Origin of the sequence: Tateyamaria sp. (assembly GCF_039945315.1) — a bacterium.
In the GTDB taxonomy this organism is placed as follows: Bacteria; Pseudomonadota; Alphaproteobacteria; order Rhodobacterales; family Rhodobacteraceae; genus Tateyamaria.
Map to the genome: position 1 here is coordinate 37,327 of NZ_JBDUXB010000027.1, position 15,685 is coordinate 53,011.

18 protein-coding genes are annotated in these 15,685 nt (G+C 55.4%); 12 read left to right on the top strand and 6 right to left on the bottom strand.

Going from position 1 to position 15,685, the window contains the following annotated elements; all coding sequences use genetic code 11:
* Positions 1-33: 33 nt before the first annotated feature.
* The 12 genes from ABJD00_RS07680 to ABJD00_RS07735 all read left to right on the top strand — a co-directional run bounded on the left by ABJD00_RS07680 (position 34) and on the right by ABJD00_RS07735 (position 9,510).
* Positions 34-441 carry a hypothetical protein gene (locus ABJD00_RS07680; protein WP_413829413.1) on the top strand — a complete coding sequence of 136 codons (408 nt, stop codon included), beginning with the start codon at positions 34-36 and terminating at the stop codon, positions 439-441.
* Positions 442-541: 100 nt separating this feature from the next.
* Positions 542-1,414 carry a hypothetical protein gene (locus tag ABJD00_RS07685; RefSeq protein ID WP_413829414.1) on the top strand — a complete coding sequence of 291 codons (873 nt, stop codon included), beginning with the start codon at positions 542-544 and terminating at the stop codon, positions 1,412-1,414.
* 245 nt (positions 1,415-1,659) lie between these two features.
* Positions 1,660-1,938 carry a hypothetical protein gene (locus ABJD00_RS07690; protein WP_413829415.1) on the top strand — a complete coding sequence of 93 codons (279 nt, stop codon included), beginning with the start codon at positions 1,660-1,662 and terminating at the stop codon, positions 1,936-1,938.
* Positions 1,939-1,969: 31 nt separating this feature from the next.
* A complete protein-coding gene (locus ABJD00_RS07695) occupies positions 1,970-2,611 on the top strand; it encodes an SDR family NAD(P)-dependent oxidoreductase (protein WP_413829416.1) in 642 nt (213 codons plus the stop codon).
* Between the two features lie 32 nt (positions 2,612-2,643).
* The gene (locus ABJD00_RS07700) at positions 2,644-3,294 is read left to right on the top strand and encodes a class I SAM-dependent methyltransferase (protein WP_413829417.1); all 651 of its coding nucleotides are present in this window, start codon (positions 2,644-2,646) and stop codon (positions 3,292-3,294) included.
* A 108-nt stretch (positions 3,295-3,402) separates the two neighbouring features.
* A complete protein-coding gene (gene surE / locus ABJD00_RS07705) occupies positions 3,403-4,185 on the top strand; it encodes a 5'/3'-nucleotidase SurE (RefSeq protein ID WP_413829418.1) in 783 nt (260 codons plus the stop codon).
* A complete protein-coding gene (locus ABJD00_RS07710) occupies positions 4,182-4,829 on the top strand; it encodes a protein-L-isoaspartate(D-aspartate) O-methyltransferase (protein ID WP_413829419.1) in 648 nt (215 codons plus the stop codon). Before surE ends, ABJD00_RS07710 begins: the two co-directional genes overlap by 4 nt.
* A gap of 93 nt (positions 4,830-4,922) precedes the next feature.
* A complete protein-coding gene (locus tag ABJD00_RS07715) occupies positions 4,923-6,089 on the top strand; it encodes a peptidoglycan DD-metalloendopeptidase family protein (RefSeq protein ID WP_413829420.1) in 1,167 nt (388 codons plus the stop codon).
* A gap of 732 nt (positions 6,090-6,821) precedes the next feature.
* Positions 6,822-7,148 (top strand): hypothetical protein, encoded by a 327-nt coding sequence (locus tag ABJD00_RS07720; RefSeq protein WP_413829421.1) that lies wholly within the window; start codon positions 6,822-6,824, stop codon positions 7,146-7,148.
* A 90-nt stretch (positions 7,149-7,238) separates the two neighbouring features.
* Positions 7,239-7,817: a hypothetical protein gene (locus ABJD00_RS07725; RefSeq protein WP_413829422.1), complete on the top strand. Its 579-nt coding sequence runs from the start codon at positions 7,239-7,241 to the stop codon at positions 7,815-7,817.
* Positions 7,818-8,454: 637 nt separating this feature from the next.
* Entirely contained in the window at positions 8,455-8,700 is a 246-nt protein-coding gene (locus ABJD00_RS07730) for a hypothetical protein (RefSeq protein WP_413829423.1), read from the top strand.
* Between the two features lie 264 nt (positions 8,701-8,964).
* A complete protein-coding gene (locus tag ABJD00_RS07735) occupies positions 8,965-9,510 on the top strand; it encodes a hypothetical protein (protein WP_413829424.1) in 546 nt (181 codons plus the stop codon).
* Positions 9,511-9,830: 320 nt separating this feature from the next.
* On the opposite strand, the gene ABJD00_RS07740 is transcribed toward ABJD00_RS07735, so the two are convergent.
* The 6 genes from ABJD00_RS07740 to ABJD00_RS07765 all read right to left on the bottom strand — a co-directional run bounded on the left by ABJD00_RS07740 (position 9,831) and on the right by ABJD00_RS07765 (position 15,523).
* Positions 9,831-10,790, bottom strand: coding sequence for a 2-hydroxyacid dehydrogenase (locus ABJD00_RS07740; RefSeq protein ID WP_413829425.1), 960 nt, complete (start codon positions 10,788-10,790; stop codon positions 9,831-9,833).
* On the bottom strand, positions 10,780-10,983 hold the full coding sequence (locus ABJD00_RS07745) for a hypothetical protein (RefSeq protein ID WP_413829426.1): 204 nt from the start codon (positions 10,981-10,983) through the stop codon (positions 10,780-10,782). Before ABJD00_RS07745 ends, ABJD00_RS07740 begins: the two co-directional genes overlap by 11 nt.
* A gap of 12 nt (positions 10,984-10,995) precedes the next feature.
* Positions 10,996-12,339, bottom strand: a complete 1,344-nt coding sequence (locus ABJD00_RS07750; protein ID WP_413829427.1) for an amidase — start codon at positions 12,337-12,339, stop codon at positions 10,996-10,998.
* Positions 12,336-13,703 (bottom strand): TRAP transporter large permease, encoded by a 1,368-nt coding sequence (locus ABJD00_RS07755; protein ID WP_108839111.1) that lies wholly within the window; start codon positions 13,701-13,703, stop codon positions 12,336-12,338. The genes ABJD00_RS07750 and ABJD00_RS07755 overlap by 4 nt, the downstream gene beginning before the upstream one ends.
* Positions 13,704-13,734: 31 nt before the next feature.
* Positions 13,735-14,325 carry a TRAP transporter small permease subunit gene (locus ABJD00_RS07760; RefSeq protein ID WP_413829428.1) on the bottom strand — a complete coding sequence of 197 codons (591 nt, stop codon included), beginning with the start codon at positions 14,323-14,325 and terminating at the stop codon, positions 13,735-13,737.
* A gap of 103 nt (positions 14,326-14,428) precedes the next feature.
* Positions 14,429-15,523 carry a TRAP transporter substrate-binding protein gene (locus ABJD00_RS07765; RefSeq protein WP_413829429.1) on the bottom strand — a complete coding sequence of 365 codons (1,095 nt, stop codon included), beginning with the start codon at positions 15,521-15,523 and terminating at the stop codon, positions 14,429-14,431.
* Positions 15,524-15,685: the final 162 nt, after the last annotated feature.

Here is a 15,685-nt window from a genome sequence, read left to right on the forward strand (position 1 = left end):
GTTGACACAAACCGTCAACAGGATGTGCGAACCTTGGCTGTGCAACCACTCAGCCCGGATATCCTGAACGTCATTGCCTTGTGGCCACAACAGGCCCAGCAGCACCTTTTGACTGCCCGCGCTATTGCGTTTGAAGTGGCGGATGCCAATCCAGCGACCGAATTGACGGAATCGCTAAAATGGGGGGAACCGGCATGGCGTCCGCTAAAGGGTGGGACGACGCTTAGGATGAGTTGGAAGGCAGATAGGAGCGCGATTGGCCTGTTTGTGGATTGCAAGACGGACCTGTGCGTGCGCATGCAATCGGACTTTCCGGACGCGTTTGACTACGACGCTCCACGGGCCCTGTACCTTGCATCAAGCGCCGCACTGCCCAAAAAAGCGCTGCGCCATCTCGCTGAAATGACTTTTCGCTACAAACGCGTTTTGCCCGTCGCATAATTTTTTTTCACGCCCCCGTGAATAAAACCCCCGCCCCAGATGTTTCCTCTGTGAACCCGGCCTGAGCTGGCCGGACATTGGACATCGAAAGGACCACATTATGCCTATCAAGATTGTAGGAGAGAACTTTCCAGCAAACGTCGACGAGATGCTGAACAACCGCATGCTCAGCGTTATTTTCCAGACATTTGTCATCAAGAACGCGGGCTCCGACGCCGCAGCCAAACTCACCTTTATCAACGAAAACCCCAAAGGTTACGACATCTACACCAAGTTCGTAGGCCCCGAGGCGCGGCCGCGCATCAAGCTCGACGGGCAGTTGAAAGGAGCGCTCGACAAGATCATGGCCGGCGCGCAGAGCGAGGCCGCTTCCAAACTGGATGTATTGGGCCAGGTTCTGAACAAGGAATTCCGCGACCTGTTCAACAAGCGGCTGTTGGGCCCGTTCTACGAAACCCGATTTGAAAAAGGCAGCCCGCTCAACAAGATCGTGCGCAAGATTGCCGACAAGAAATGCGAAAGCCGCTATGGCAAGGTGGGCATCGTCACCGAGCGACTGGGCTCAAAGAACAAGGCCGCGATCAAGGAGATTATGATCGCGCTTTACATGGACGACGAAGTAGAGGCGACAAATGCATGCAAGAAGTCCGACCTGAAGTGGAAAGCCTTCCTGATCAAGGACGCCATTAAGGACCAAAAGGGGCTTTCGGCCGGTGCCGACCAAATAAAAGTAGACCGCAAAAAGCTCGTGGTGCTCGGTTTCGAAAACGTTAACGACAAATCAATCGTGACGATGCTGAAGGAGATGATCAATCTGCATATGGACTATGACACGCGCAAGAAAGCGCCAAAAGTCTTTGAAAAGATTAAGAAGAAAGAGCCAAAGACAAGTCCGATTCAAAAGCTGAAGTATCCCGCGATGATCAAGTTGCTGAAATCCAAAGACGCTATTCCTAGTTACGCCGCAGAGTGACGGACCAACCAGAAAGGGCACCGCCTCGTTCGGTGCTCTTTTTCGACCAATGGGTGCACCTCCAATCCCTCAGATGTTCATCAGGTACGACGCTGCTCCGCGCCTTGCAGCCCTTCTCAATTCCCCAATACGCAAGTGCCGCGGCGTCAATGGGCAAGTCTTAGCCCATGTGTCATTTGGCGCATTTTGCCCTTACAAAACCCGTGTTACCGCACGCCTCTTGCAGTTTACCAACCAGAGGCATCATGTCCGACAAAACCAATTCCACCACCGCCAATCTGGCGACCCAGAAAGCCGTCCTACCCCTGCGCAGCCTGCAATTGATCGGGACATTCACCAGTGAAAACGCCCGCCGTGCATTTCTGCGCCACGCTGACCGCAAAATCGCGACTGTGTCCATCGGCGACAAATTACGACAGGGCACGGTTATCGCCATCGACGAGGGTGCAGTGATACTGAACACCGCCACCGGAACCCACACTTTGCGCATTCCGGCGCCGCCACAACCGCGCGCCGCCGCTTGACGCCCCGCACCGTGCGGGGCAAGACGCCGATATGACAAAAACAGCACTCATCACCGGTGCCTCGCGTGGCCTTGGCCACGCTCTGGCCCTCACCCTTGCGCCAACGCACCACATCATCGCTGTGGGCAAGACCACGGGCGCGCTCGAAGAACTGGATGACCAGATAAAGGCCATGGGGGGGTCAGCCACCCTTGCGCCAATGGACATTACGGTCGAGGCGGCGATGCAGACGCTGTGCCGGGGCATCCATGACCGATGGGGTGGCTTGGATATGTGGGCGCACACGGCAATCCATGCGGCACCTCTGACACCAGCGGCCATGATTGATGCCAAGGACATGAGCAAATCGGTGGCTGGCAATGTCACAGCCACTGCCACTCTGATCACCTACATTGCTCCGCTACTGGGGACAGAAGGCACAGCCCTGTTCTTTGACGATCCACAGGCAGGCGTACCTTTCTACGGCAGCTACGGCGCAACAAAGGCGGCACAGATTGCTCTGGCACGCTCTTGGCAAGCCGAAACCGAGCGGAGCGGCCCGCGCGTGCATATCGCGACGCCCGCCCCGATGCCGACCGCCACCCGCGCGCGCTTCCATCCGGGCGAGGATCGCGGCCCTCTTGCCGATCCAATGGCCGAGGCCAAGCGGATCATGATCGCACTCGACTCTTGAAGTCACGTGCAGGCCGTGGCTGACTGCTGGCCATGCTGCGCATTTCACCTCGATTTGACCGGCCCCGTCCCGCCACAGGGCGCCGCACACTCGCCCGTATCTATGATGCGGCAGAAACAGGTTGGCAGGACGGCATTTCCAAACTGGGCTTTGTGGGGGCCTACAGCGATCTTGTCACGCTGTGCCCAAAACCGCGCGTACCGCAGCCAAAGGTCATGGACGTCGGCACTGGCACAGGGGCCTTTGCAAACGCGTGGATCAGCGTACATGGCGCGCCGCATACACTGACAATCACCGACATTTCACCCGCCATGCTGGCATCCGCCAGAATCCGCCTACCGGAGGCACGGGCAATTCACGCTGGCCTCGGCTCCGCGATGCCGGATGTCCCAGCGCAGGACATCGTGCTCTGCGCCCATGTGATCGAACACCTTGATGATCCCATTGCCGGTCTGCAATGGCTCTATGACCGTCTGGCCCCCGGCGGACACATCGTAATGGCGATATCGAAACCGCATTGGTGCACGGCACTGGTCCGCTGGCGCTGGGGCAACGCCGCCTATTCGCCTCAAAAGGCGCGAGACATGCTGGTTCGGGCCGGTTTTCGCGATATTTGCGCCTATCCGTTTGCCAAAGGTCCGCCCTCGCGCGTCTCTCATGGCTATACCGCGCGCCGTCCGTAACCCACAGGCCACGGTCCTCTTTCTCTGTTTCAAAAAAAGCCGCGCGGCGCGCTCCCACAGTTGCCCCGTGCACCCACGCCCCATAGTAAGGAAAGAAAAGGGCATCCCATGCGCATTCTCATCACAAATGACGACGGCATTTCCGCGCCCGGCCTCGCCGTCCTCGAAACCATCGCGCATGATCTGGCCGGACCCGGCGGAGAGGTCTGGACAGTTGCGCCTGCGTTTGAACAATCCGGCGTTGGGCACTGCATTAGCTATGCGCGCCCCTTCATGATTCAAAAAATCGGACCCACCCGCGTCGCAGTCGAAGGCAGCCCCGCAGATTGCGTACTGGCAGGGCTGTTCGAAGTCATGAACGAACGCCCCGACCTGATCCTGTCTGGCGTGAACCGGGGCAACAACTCGGCTGAAAACGCGCTTTATTCCGGCACCCTTGGCGGGGCGATCGAAGGGGCCTTACAAGGCGTGCTGTCCATTGCGCTTTCTCAGTATTTCGGCCCCGGCAATCGCGACCTCGATGACCCGTTCGAAGCGTCACTGGCCCATGGCAAAGACGTGATTGAGCGGATTATCGCCAACACTCCGAAGAACCAGCCGGACTACCAACTCTTTTACAACGTCAACGTGCCACCCGTTGCGGCCAAGGACGTCAAAGGAATTGCATTGGTGCCTCAAGGACTGCGTCCCGGCGTGGGTTTTCACACTGAGGCGACCACCTCCCCATCGGGTCGGCAGTTCCTTTGGATCAAAGGTGGTAACCAACAGGTGCAAACCGCCCCCGGCACTGACGCTGCGGTCAACCTGGACGGCTACATCTCGGTCTCGCCCATGCGCGCAGACTTTACCGCCCACGACATGTTCGACACTCTCGGGGCCATCGCCACATGAGTGAAGACGACCTCGCAACCCGCAAAATGCAGTTTCTTTACGCCCTGCGATCGCGCGGCGTGACCGACAAGCGGGTGCTTGAGGCCATGGAGGCGGTTGACCGGGGGCCCTTTGTGCGTGGGCTTTTCGCCGAACGGGCCTACGAAGACATGCCCCTGCCTATCCCATGTGGGCAAACGATCAGCCAGCCTTCCGTTGTGGGGATGATGACGCAGGCGCTGAACGTAAGCCCGCGTGACAAGGTGCTCGAGATTGGCACCGGATCAGGCTATCAGGCCGCAATCCTCGCGAAACTGGCCCGCAGGGTCTACACCATCGACAGACATCGTCGTCTTGTGCACGAAGCGCGTGAAATCTTTGACCAGCTTGATTTGCATACGATCACAGCCATTACAGGGGACGGCAGCCACGGGCTGTCCGATCAGGCCCCCTTTGACCGTATTATTCTAACGGCAGCCGCCGAAGACCCGCCCGGCCCCCTACTCGCACAACTGAAAGTTGGTGGGATCATGGTGCTGCCCGTGGGCCAATCCGATGCGGTGCAAAGCCTGATCCGGGTCAACAAGACCGAGACGGGCCTTGAGTATGACGAATTACGCGACGTGCGCTTTGTCCCTCTGCTCGAGGGCTTGGGCAAAGAGTAAAACTGGTGTAAAACATCGGCGAGGCGGTACCAAACGTGGTGCCATGATCCGGCAATACCCCCAAACAGAGGGGCCCGGCAGAGGACGACGCAGATGACTCCGACCAAAACGCGTGCGCGCTTGGGGCGCATTATGATCGCCACACTCAGTCTGGGTGTGCTTGTGGCATGCGACGAACCGCTCGACTTTGACCTGCGCGGGCCCGAAGGCGGGTTCAATACCCGCGAAGCGGCGCGCAATGCCACAGTGGAGCGGCCCGAACCTGATGCACGTGGGGTGATCTCTTATCCCAACTATCAAGTGGCCGTGGCACGGCGCGGCGATACGGTTACAGAGGTGGCGCAGCGCGTTGGCCTGCCCGAGGATGAGTTGGCGCGGTACAACGGGATCGCAGTGGACGTCCCCCTGCGACAAGACGAAATCATCGCCCTGCCCCGCCGCGTGTCCGAACCGACCGGCGAGATCAGCGCTCCAAGCGGCGTGGATGTGACCACCTTGGCAGGCTCCGCCATTGATCGTGCAGAACCCACGCCGGCAGCTCCGCAAGTCGCGACCACAGCGTTGCCCGAGACCGGTCAGGAACCAATCCGCCACCAGGTCGAACGAGGTGAGACCGCCTTTACAATTGCGCGGCTCTATCAGGTGCCCGCGAAATCGCTTGCAGAATGGAACGGTCTGAACGCAGATTTCGCCGTTCGCGAAGGTCAGTACTTGCTCATCCCCGTGGCACGCGTCGCCCCACCGTCAAACACAACACCGCTTCCTGGCGCAGGCTCGGACACACCAACGCCTCCAAGTGCGACAAAGCCCCTGCCCGCAGACGACACCGCAAGTGAATCCGCGGCAGCTGCCGCCGCGACGACTGAAACCGTGGCCGAGGTGGGAGAGACCAGTTCACCAAAAGAAAGCGCTGCAATGCAGGTCCCTGTGCAAGGCAGCATCATCCGCGGCTATTCCAAAGGGCGCAATGACGGGATCGACATCAAGGCAGCACCCGGGACACCTGTGAACGCCGCTGCAAGCGGCACAGTGGCCGCCATCACCAAAAGCGCCGAGGGCGTGCCGATCATCGTCGTGCGCCATCCCGACAACTTGCTGACGGTCTATGCCAACGTTGCCGGCGTCAAAGTGACCAAAGGAGATGCGGTCAAACGCGGAGAGGCCATTGCACAACTGCGCAACAGTGCCGATCAGGCCTTTGTGCACTTTGAGGTGCGAGACGGATTCGATAGTGTCGATCCGTCGAACTACCTGCCCTGATACGGTGGACGGCAGCTGGCATTGATCACTTTCACGCGCCGGTCGCTTTTTCCCCATGTGTTCTGGTCGTCTTCAACCTGCGCATGTCCCAACTGATCGGGCCTGATATAGGCCGGGCAAGTCTTCAGCTTATTAAACGCACGCACCTTTGATTTAATGCCCGGGTGATCCCAAGGTCTCTAAGCATTACAAACGATGTAGAAACTACGCCTGAAGCAGGCGTGTTTGCGTCAGCACCGACTTATTACAAAATCACTCAGAGATTTTGCTTCGAGCACGAAGTGCCAGTTCGCTGCGGCGGCGCTACCGACCACTTACGATCGCTCAACCAGAAATCGGATAACACGTCCGCCTAGTGAGGCCGTTTGCAATGCAGAATGCTGCGAAGGTTCCGCCCAGCCAATAGCAAGTTTCTGCAGCAATAGTGCTGCCGAAGAAGTTCCCCATAAAGCCATCAGGCTACTCCAAGGAACGGCCTGTCCGACACGGACCTTCGGTTCTTCAGGATTCGACTATTTTGATCCCCGGTCAACCAGCACCCTTTCCAAATTGATCTAACCCAAAGAGATGATGCGATTTTTAATCGTTTACAAACAATGTCTTAAATTTTTTCTGATCATTGTTCAATATTTTTATTGACTGCCGTTCAGAATTCAGATCATTCTGAACGCCGTACAGAATAAACTTTTTTACCGTTTCGCACCAAACTGAAAAAACTTGAAAGCAAGACCTATGAACCTGACACGAAAAACAATCCTGCCCTTTACAGCGCTCTGCCTCTTTACCTCTGCCTGCGTGAGTCCAGAAGTCGTAACCGTCAAAACGATATCCGACGACGCGTTGACCTGCTCAGAAATAAAAACGCAACTTGGTCAACTCCAGCAGATCCAGAAAGAAGCCGAAAAAGGCAGAACCGCTTCCGGAGAGAACGTAGCCGCTGCCATCTTGTTCTGGCCCGCCGTGATCGGAAATAACATGAATGCCAAACAAGCACAGGAAGCAGCAACTGCGCGGCAGGCTGTGCTGGTAGATCTCTACAAACAAAAGCGATGCAAATGAACCAAAGCCTTTCTTCGCAAAGGCCCAAGTCCAGTTTCCGTATTTCCAGCGGATTGCCCCAACTCCAAATTATTAAACACCGGTGAAATTATGAAAAAACTTGTCGCTATACTTTTTGCCATACCTCTCCTAGCCGGCTGCGAGATTGTTGGCCTCTATGCAGGTGCCGCCGTGGTTGCCACAGCCCCCGTTTGGGTCCCCATTCAATACGGCGTGAGCCAATCAAAAGTGAAACAGCCCGTTGAAGTCGTTTCGAGTAAGGGAACGCCACTGACACCCGCCTTTGCAGGCAAACGTGAAGCCAAACTGACGGTGCCAAGAAATGCCGTGATTTGCAAAGGCTCCCGCAACCTAAGCGAAGGAGGGTTAACCGGCCCGAGCAGATCCGAACTTGTTTGCAACAAAGGCCTAAAAGGTTTTCTAAGCTTTGACGGCCTGACAACCAAATATGCAGTAGTGACCGTGGACCCCATCGGCCCCCCGTCAAAGGAACGGAATGCGTCTTCTATCAAGGGGTACCAGCGTTGCACGGGCAACTTTAATGATAAAGATGGTGTTGTTGCACCTTTTCTTGTGACGTGCGGGGATGAGCTTTATGGCGCAATATCTCCAAACTCAGCAGCTCCAAACGCCGAGGAATTCACAGTCTGGCTTCCACCAACGCATTGAGACAGCGAAGGTGGGCAAAGGTTAGACCAGTCAGCCTTGGCATGGCGATTTCAAGCAGACCACTTTTGGTGTCAGCTAAGGGCTCTGAACCATCGTTCGCTGCGTTCTGCCTGAATGACTGCCATGCGGACGAAGCCACCGTATGCTGCATCGACAACATACTGGATATCGAACTTTAATTACGTCAAGTCAGACCATTTTTGCAAAGTCATTTCTGGAAGGTAAGGTATACTACACTTTTGATTTTCCAGTTTAACTCATACGCTAATCTAGAATAAAAAGGACGAATAATGATAAAATCAACAATACCGACCCATTCATCATTTTACTGGACAACTCTATTTCTAGCACTCCTTATTTGGCCGTTGTCAGTGCAGTCCCAAACCATTGACCATGTAAAGGATGGAAAAGTTGCGGCCGAAGCATGCGCTTCGTACTTGGCGACCGGGAAGTTTCCCACACTTGCCCTCGAACAGGCAGGGTTTAGTGGAACCTCGACAGGAAAAAAAGCTTTTATGATAAACATGAAAAGTTTGTAACTGGCCGCTACATAACATTAACAGCAAATAGCATTAAAAGGGGGCGTGTGTGTTATGCTGCATTCAAACTCAGGGTTAAGGGGACGGCCGACCACGATATGGCGGGTGTACGTGCACTAGACGATGCATTTCAGACTGCATTGGTTGCGAAAGGATACAAGAAAAACGTCATAAAGATCGAAAAAGGTACACAAAAGGGACAAGAATCAACGCGTTTTGTCAAAGGTGATTCAATGTACGTTTTTATACACCCGAGTTTTTATAAAGGCTCAATGGACTTTGATCCATTTGTGGTAGGCTTTTCTCCTACATCACCAAATCCGCGCTGGTGGTGGGGGCAATGATCCTCACGTATCACAGAAATCTTCTGGTCCTCAGCCAACCCACGCCAGCAAGAAAAGCTTTGTAGCTTTATCAACCAATCCTGAGCTTGCCCCTGAGGTCTGCATTGCGCTCAGTCGATCATTCAACGCAGTCGTCTTCACTGTCCGCAGTGCAGGGAAATGCGGGATGAATATAGCCGAGTTTCGTTCGAAAGCCTGAGTGGAATGCACTGGAGACGTGGTGCATTCGGGTTTTTTCTAACCTGCAATCATAGGATAGTCTTTATGACAAATCACCCATATCTGAGCAGAGTTTCAATCTGCCTGCTCTCTATTTGCGTTCTTTTCGTATCGGGCTGTCTTCGTGATGGCCCTCCCATCAGCGCTGCTATGGTTGAAGGATCGCGAACGCTTACAGAAGCCGAGGTCTATAGCCGATATGCCGGAAACTCTATTCGATTTGACATTACGGATGGCGCAAAGGGATATTTCACTGAATTGTATTTTGCGAAAAACGGCTCCTTCCAATCTGTAGATTTTTATAGGCAAGAAATCACCGAAGGGACATGGCAGACTCATGATTCCCCTTTCGGGGGGTATGTGTGGAAAAACGCAACGACGAGTGGGATTGATGAGGAGGGGGTTTATCGTTTCGAACCTTACGATGTCCATCTTTTGGTTAATGTTCTTCAGGACGGCACTGCGATGCTTTGGGGGCGCGACACAAACGGGGAGCAATATGTAGTATCCCAGCCAAAACCGACGTCTGGTTTTCAGGGGCGAGCGAGGTTTAATGAAATAAAGAGAAAGATTTCTGCAGCATCGCCATAGGCCTTGGTATCGACAGCCAAAGGTCGGAACCGATTGCTCCCTGCACCCGTATGGCCCTGAGGTCCTATGAATTAGGCTGAGCCGGTTTCATCCATGTCGCCGACACAGAACTACTTCAAAACCCCTGTGGGCGCCCAAAGGACCTTACCAACGAGCAGCTTGAAAAGTGCCCCCACTTTGATCGACAAGGGCAGGACTCGGTGAAACATGAACTCCGGGCCAGTTTGAAATGTTTAAGGGAGACAGGTTGAACCTTCAGCGAACAGTGCGCGATCGCTGTCTCCTGCCCTGCTCAAGCCAAGTCACTGTGACGCGAGCGACTAAAGCAAGTCACCAGGTGTCTTCCCGGCAAAGAATGCATCCAGATTGTCGAGCGCCCGGAACCCCATAGCGTCGCGGGTTTGACGCGTGGCGCTGCCAATGTGTGGCAGCATAAAAATATTGTCATGCGCCGAAAATGCAGGGTTTCCACCAGGCTCGATCTGAAAGCAGTCAAGGCCTGCAGCTGCGACGTGGTCCTTTGCCAAAGCGTCCAACAGCGCAGCCTCGTCCACCAGCGCTCCGCGTGCGGAGTTCACGATCACAGCACCTTGCGGCAACAGGGCAAAGCGTTCCGTATTCATCAGGTTTGTCGTCTCCGGCGTAGCCGGGCAATGCAATGACAAAAAATCCGCGACGTTCAGAAGGCTTTCGACACTGTCGTGATAGGTCGCGCCCTGCGCCTGATCGGCGGGCAATTCGGTACGGTTGTAGTAGTGGATGTCCATGTCAAAGCCGCGCGCTTTTGCGGCGAAAGCACGGCCCACACGTCCCATCCCGATGATACCCAGCCGAGCGCCCGTAACTTGCTTACCGACCATGAACGCAGGCGACCAGCTATCCCAACCGCCACTGCGCACAATACGGTCGCCTGCCACCGCGTTACGTGCCGCACCCAGCATCAATAACATCGCGAGTTCCGCCGTGGCATCCGAGAGCACGTCAGGCGTGTTCGTTACCGCGATGCCACGTTTCCTGAGCGCAGGTAAATCGCAGTGATCCACACCCACAGAGTGGTTTGCCACGATCTGCAGCCGATCCGAAAACTGCGCCACCACAGCGGCGCTGAAATGTTCAGAATGGCATGGAATGATGGCATCGAAATCGGCGCTGGCTGCAATCAATTCATCTGCCGTGCCGGGAGTATCTTCGTGGTTGATCACCACGTCATAGTCCCGCGCGGCTCGCTCCAGCGTGGCGTCAGATAAGCGTCGAGTGATCCATAGGCGTTTACGGGTCATTTTTTTTGCGCACGCATTCATCCCAGAAATCATAAATCGCCATGCCGCAAACGATTATGGCGATGATCATGAAGGGCAGTCCGCCGTAGAAACCAGCAAAGCCACTCGAGATACTTTGCGACAATCCTCCAATGAAGATGCACAGGAACGCCGTTCCAATCAGTCCGACAATCAGTTTCACAGTGTATGACATGGTATGTCCTCTCTATGCGTCGGCCGCTTGGGCCAGTTCGGTCTGCAACCAGCGCGCGGTGCGCAGCAACCGGTCGTCTTTTTCCGCCGGTCCGATCAGCTGTACCCCGATCGGCAAGTCTGTTTCACCCACAAGCAGGGGCAGCGTGACGCAAGGCAAACCAGCCAACGTCCACAGTGTACAGAATATCGGATCGCCGGTGCCACTGCCAAACAAAGGTGCTTCACCTGCTGCCGAGGGAGCTATGATCGCATCAAACTCGACGAAGAAATCGGCAAAGAAAGCCTCCGCAGATGCTTTGACGGCAAGCGCGTCCTCGTATTCGGTTTGGGTAATTTGGCGGCCACGTGTGATGACCGGTTTCAGCGTCTCGCTTATCTGATCCCAGTGTTGATCGAACACCTCGGCCTGATGCCAACAGATTTCGTATTCGTGGATGCGTGCTTGCACCGCGACAAGGTTCGACAATGTGTCGGCGGGCTGCATACGTGTTACCTGCGGCCCCAGAATATCCAGAACGGCATCAAGCCCTGTGCGCGCATCTTCTGAAAGCCTGTCGTTGAACGGTAGGTCGAACCACGCAAGGTCAGGTGGCACAGGCACGTCTGCCCCCGCCCCTGCTGACATATCCGGACGAGGCCGAGCGAAACTGGCTGGGTCATGTTGGTCATAACCGCCAATGGCGTCGGTCAGCAGTGCTGTGTCCGCCAAAGTGCGGCCAAAGCAACCTACCTGATCCAGAGATACAGAGGTTTGCAACAGCCCTGTGCGTGAGATCACTCCACGTGTGGGTTTGAACCCGAATGTGCCGCAAAACGACGCTGGCCGGATCACCGATCCATTTGTCTGTGTTCCGACGGCCAACGGCACATGGCACGCCGCGACTGCTGCCGCAGATCCGCTGGAGGATCCACCCGGGCTGTGGTCCGGATTGTGTGGATTGCGGGTTTCATTTGCATGGACGAAGGCCAGTTCAGTCGTGACTGTTTTGCCCATGATGACCGCGCCGGCCTCACGCAGCCGTTCGACCAGTCGGGCCACATGCTTGGTCTCGCGACCTGAAAAGATTGGAGTGCCGCGCTGCGTCGGCATTTTGGCTGTGTCAATGATGTCCTTCAGACCAACCGGAATGCCATGCAAAGCCCCCAACGCCATTCCTGCTTTGCGCAACCGGTCGCTTTCCGCGGCTTGTGCCAGTGCCGCGTCCGGATCCAGAAATACCCAAGCTTTTATCGCATCGTCTGTAGCATTGATCCTATCAAGGCAAGATTGGACCAAAGCGACAGAAGTCAGTCGCCCTGCCGCCATAGCGGCAAGGGCCTCTGTTGCCGAAAGAGTGTAGGCATCCTTGATCACGGGATGTAGGGCCCAAAGAGGTAGTCAGGGAACCACAACGCGATGCCTGGGAATTGGTACATGAGCACCATCGTGAAAATCACGATGCCCAAGTACGGCATGATCCCACGGAAGATTTCCATCAACTCGATCTGCTTTTTAAGCACGCCCTTTAGGTAGTAGGCCGACATGGCCATGGGCGGGGTCAGGAAAGAAGTTTGCAGGTTCAGCGCAACGAGCATCGCAAAGAAATAGGGGTTCACGCCGAAGACTTCGAGCAGAGGCAAGAAGATCGGCACGAAGATGATCAGGATTTCCGACCACTCCAGCGGCCAGCCCAACAGGAAGATGATGATTTGCGCGAGGATCAGGAATTCCCACGGCTCAAGGTCCATGCCCCCCACCCAATGGGCGATGATGTCATGGCCACCGAGATAGGAAAATACGGACGCAAACGTCCACGACCCGACAAACAACCAGCAGACCATTGCTGTGGCTTTTGCCGTCAGGAACACGCTTTCCTTCAATTTGGTCCATGTCATGGACCGATAGAGCACCGCCAGGACCATACCCCCAAGGGCACCCATGGCAGCGGCCTCTGCTGGCGTCGCCAAGCCGCCCAAGATGGATCCGAGGACAAGTGCGATCAGGACGGTCAACGGTACGAAGCTGACGAGCAGGTCCCAATAAATCTCCCGCGGGGGTGGCGGGTTCTCAATCGTGGGCTTGGGCGCCAGCGACGGCGTCAGCCAGACCCGAAAGATCACGTAGACGATATAAAGGCCCGCAAGCAGCATGCCTGGGAAAAGGGCCGCAGCATAAAGGCGCAGCGGAGACAGGTCCGCAATCGCGGCATAGACGATCAGCATGATCGAAGGCGGAATCAGAATGCCCAGCGTACCGCCCGCACAAATGACGCCAGAGGCGAAGCTCTTGTTGTAATCAGCCTTGGCCATCGCGGGAAAGGCCAACAATCCCATCAGCGTGACAACCGCTCCAACGATGCCTGATGCAGTTGAGAAAACGGCGCAGGTCACCAGTGCGGCAATGGCAAGGCTGCCGGGCAAATTTCGCGCTGCCATGTAGAGGGAGAAGAACAACTTATCGACGATATTGGCGCGCTCCACTACATAGCCCATGAACAGGAACAGCGGGATCGCGACAAGTATCGGGTTCTCCATCACCGAATAAGTGTTCTGGTTCAGCAGATAGAAGATGTTGTTGTTGAATATATCACTGAAGCTCTCGATCGAGCCGCCCTGATGGTAGGCGTAGTAGCCAAAGGCGACACCCATCGCCAGCAATGTAAAGGCAATTGGGAAACCCAGCAGGACGAGGACGATAAAGAGCGCAAGCATCAGCAGGGCGACTTCGGGATTTGTCATCTTTTTTGTCTTTCTAGAAGCGCTAAGCGGCTTATCGATTATTCGGAGATATGGCTTCGATCGCCTCAAGATCGGCTTCGCTCAGCAGATCCTCTGTTTCTTTCACATCAGCCAAACGTTCAGGCCAAACACCGGTGCGAATGGCCATCACACATCGCACCAGCTCGGCGATACCCTGTATCGCAAGCAGACCGCCTGCCAGTGGGATAAGAGACTTGAAGAAGTAGATTTGGATTGAGGCGGGGCTGTTAAAGCTAACTTCCTTGTAGCGCCAACTGTCCGAGGCGATTTCATAACCGTACCAGACCAGTGCGATGATGCCGGGAAAGAAGAACAGGAAGTAGAGCAGGAAATCCAAGGCTGCCTGCACCCGGACCGGAAACAGGCGATAGACGACGTCGGCCCTTACATGCGTGTCCTGCGCCAGTGCATACGCTCCGCACATCAGGAACAATGCGCCATACATCTGGATCATCATGTCAAACGCCCAGACGGTCGGCGAATTCAGCACGTAGCGCACAAAGACCTCGTAAGAGACCGACAGTGTCAGGATCAAAATGCACCACCCAAAAGCCCGCCCCGTCCAAAGGCTGAGGCCTTCGATCGCGTGAACAAATCTCATCTTTTTTATTCTCCCCACAGATCCACTGGGCTTACTGTGTAACCCGCGGACAAGATGTCCGGACACCGAAACGGTGCCCGGACATCTCAGTCTTGTACTGAAATCAACCGAAGTAGTGGTTGTAGGCCAGTTTATAGTCAGGCTGGTTCAGGTTGAGATAGTTCATCACATCCTTCGCATACGCTTTTTGCGATTCCATCACCTTGGCAAAGAACGGATCGTCCTCTGCGATACGCGCTGTGACTTTGTCCCATGCTTCAAGCTGTGCGGCCATCACCGAATCCGGCGTCCGGTATACGTTCACGCCGTCAGATTCCTGCAGCTTCAGCAGGTCGTCTGAATAGCGCTTGGTATTGCCCCAGTAGAAGCCGGAGTTTTCAGCCATAGATGCGTTCTTGATGATCGCTTTATGCTCATCCGACAGTGCGTTGAACTTGTCTTTGTTGATCGTGACCTCAAAGAACTCCTGGCTCTGGTGGTAAGACGCGAGGTGGTAGTGCTTGGACACGTCCTGCATACCAAAGTCGCGGTCAGAAGTGGGGTTGTTGAATTCAGCCGCGTCGATCAGGCCTGATTTCATAGCAGGCTGGATTTCGCCGCCCGGAAGCTGAACAACCGACATACCCATTTCCAGCAGAACGTCAGCAGCCAGACCAACGGTACGGTACTTGAGGCCGTCCATTTGCGAAGCGTCTGTGATCTGCTCCTGGAACCAGCCAAGAGGCTGCGCAGGCATTGGTGAGTTGAAGAAGGACACGACGTTGAGGCGCAGCGTATCCATCAACTCGTCAAAGAGTTCCTGGCCGCCACCTGCGTGGACCCATCCCAAAACTTCTTGGCTAGACCAACCAAAGCAAGGGCCTGTACCGAAGAGCGAAGCCGATTTGGATTTGCCGTACCAATACGCTGGGACATAGTGTGCCGCGTCCAGAACGCCGCGGTGTACCGCGTCCTGCATCTGGCTGGTTTTCACAACGGCGTCGACCGAAAGAACTTCGATTGTCAGAGAGCCGCCCGACATTTCGTTTACGCGAGCCGCAAAGGATTGTGCGTTCTCGAGGAAGATGCCGCCGCCCCAGGCTGCCTGCATCTTGAGTGTTGTCCCATGACCGTCCGCAATCGCGGGCGTCGCCAAAGCTGCGGCACCGGCCACAGCGGAACCGCGCAGAAAGTTTCTGCGGTTAACTGTATCTTTCATGTTCCCTCCCTAGGAATCTGACGCAGCCAACAATTTAGAGAAATCGACCACGCCTAATAGTTCAGACTGGGGTTTTCCGTTGTTTTATCCTGCCAAGGCTCCTCAACCCAGCGGCAGGACCAGCGGCATCCCCATGCCACCCTTTAGGGTAAGTCAAAATAG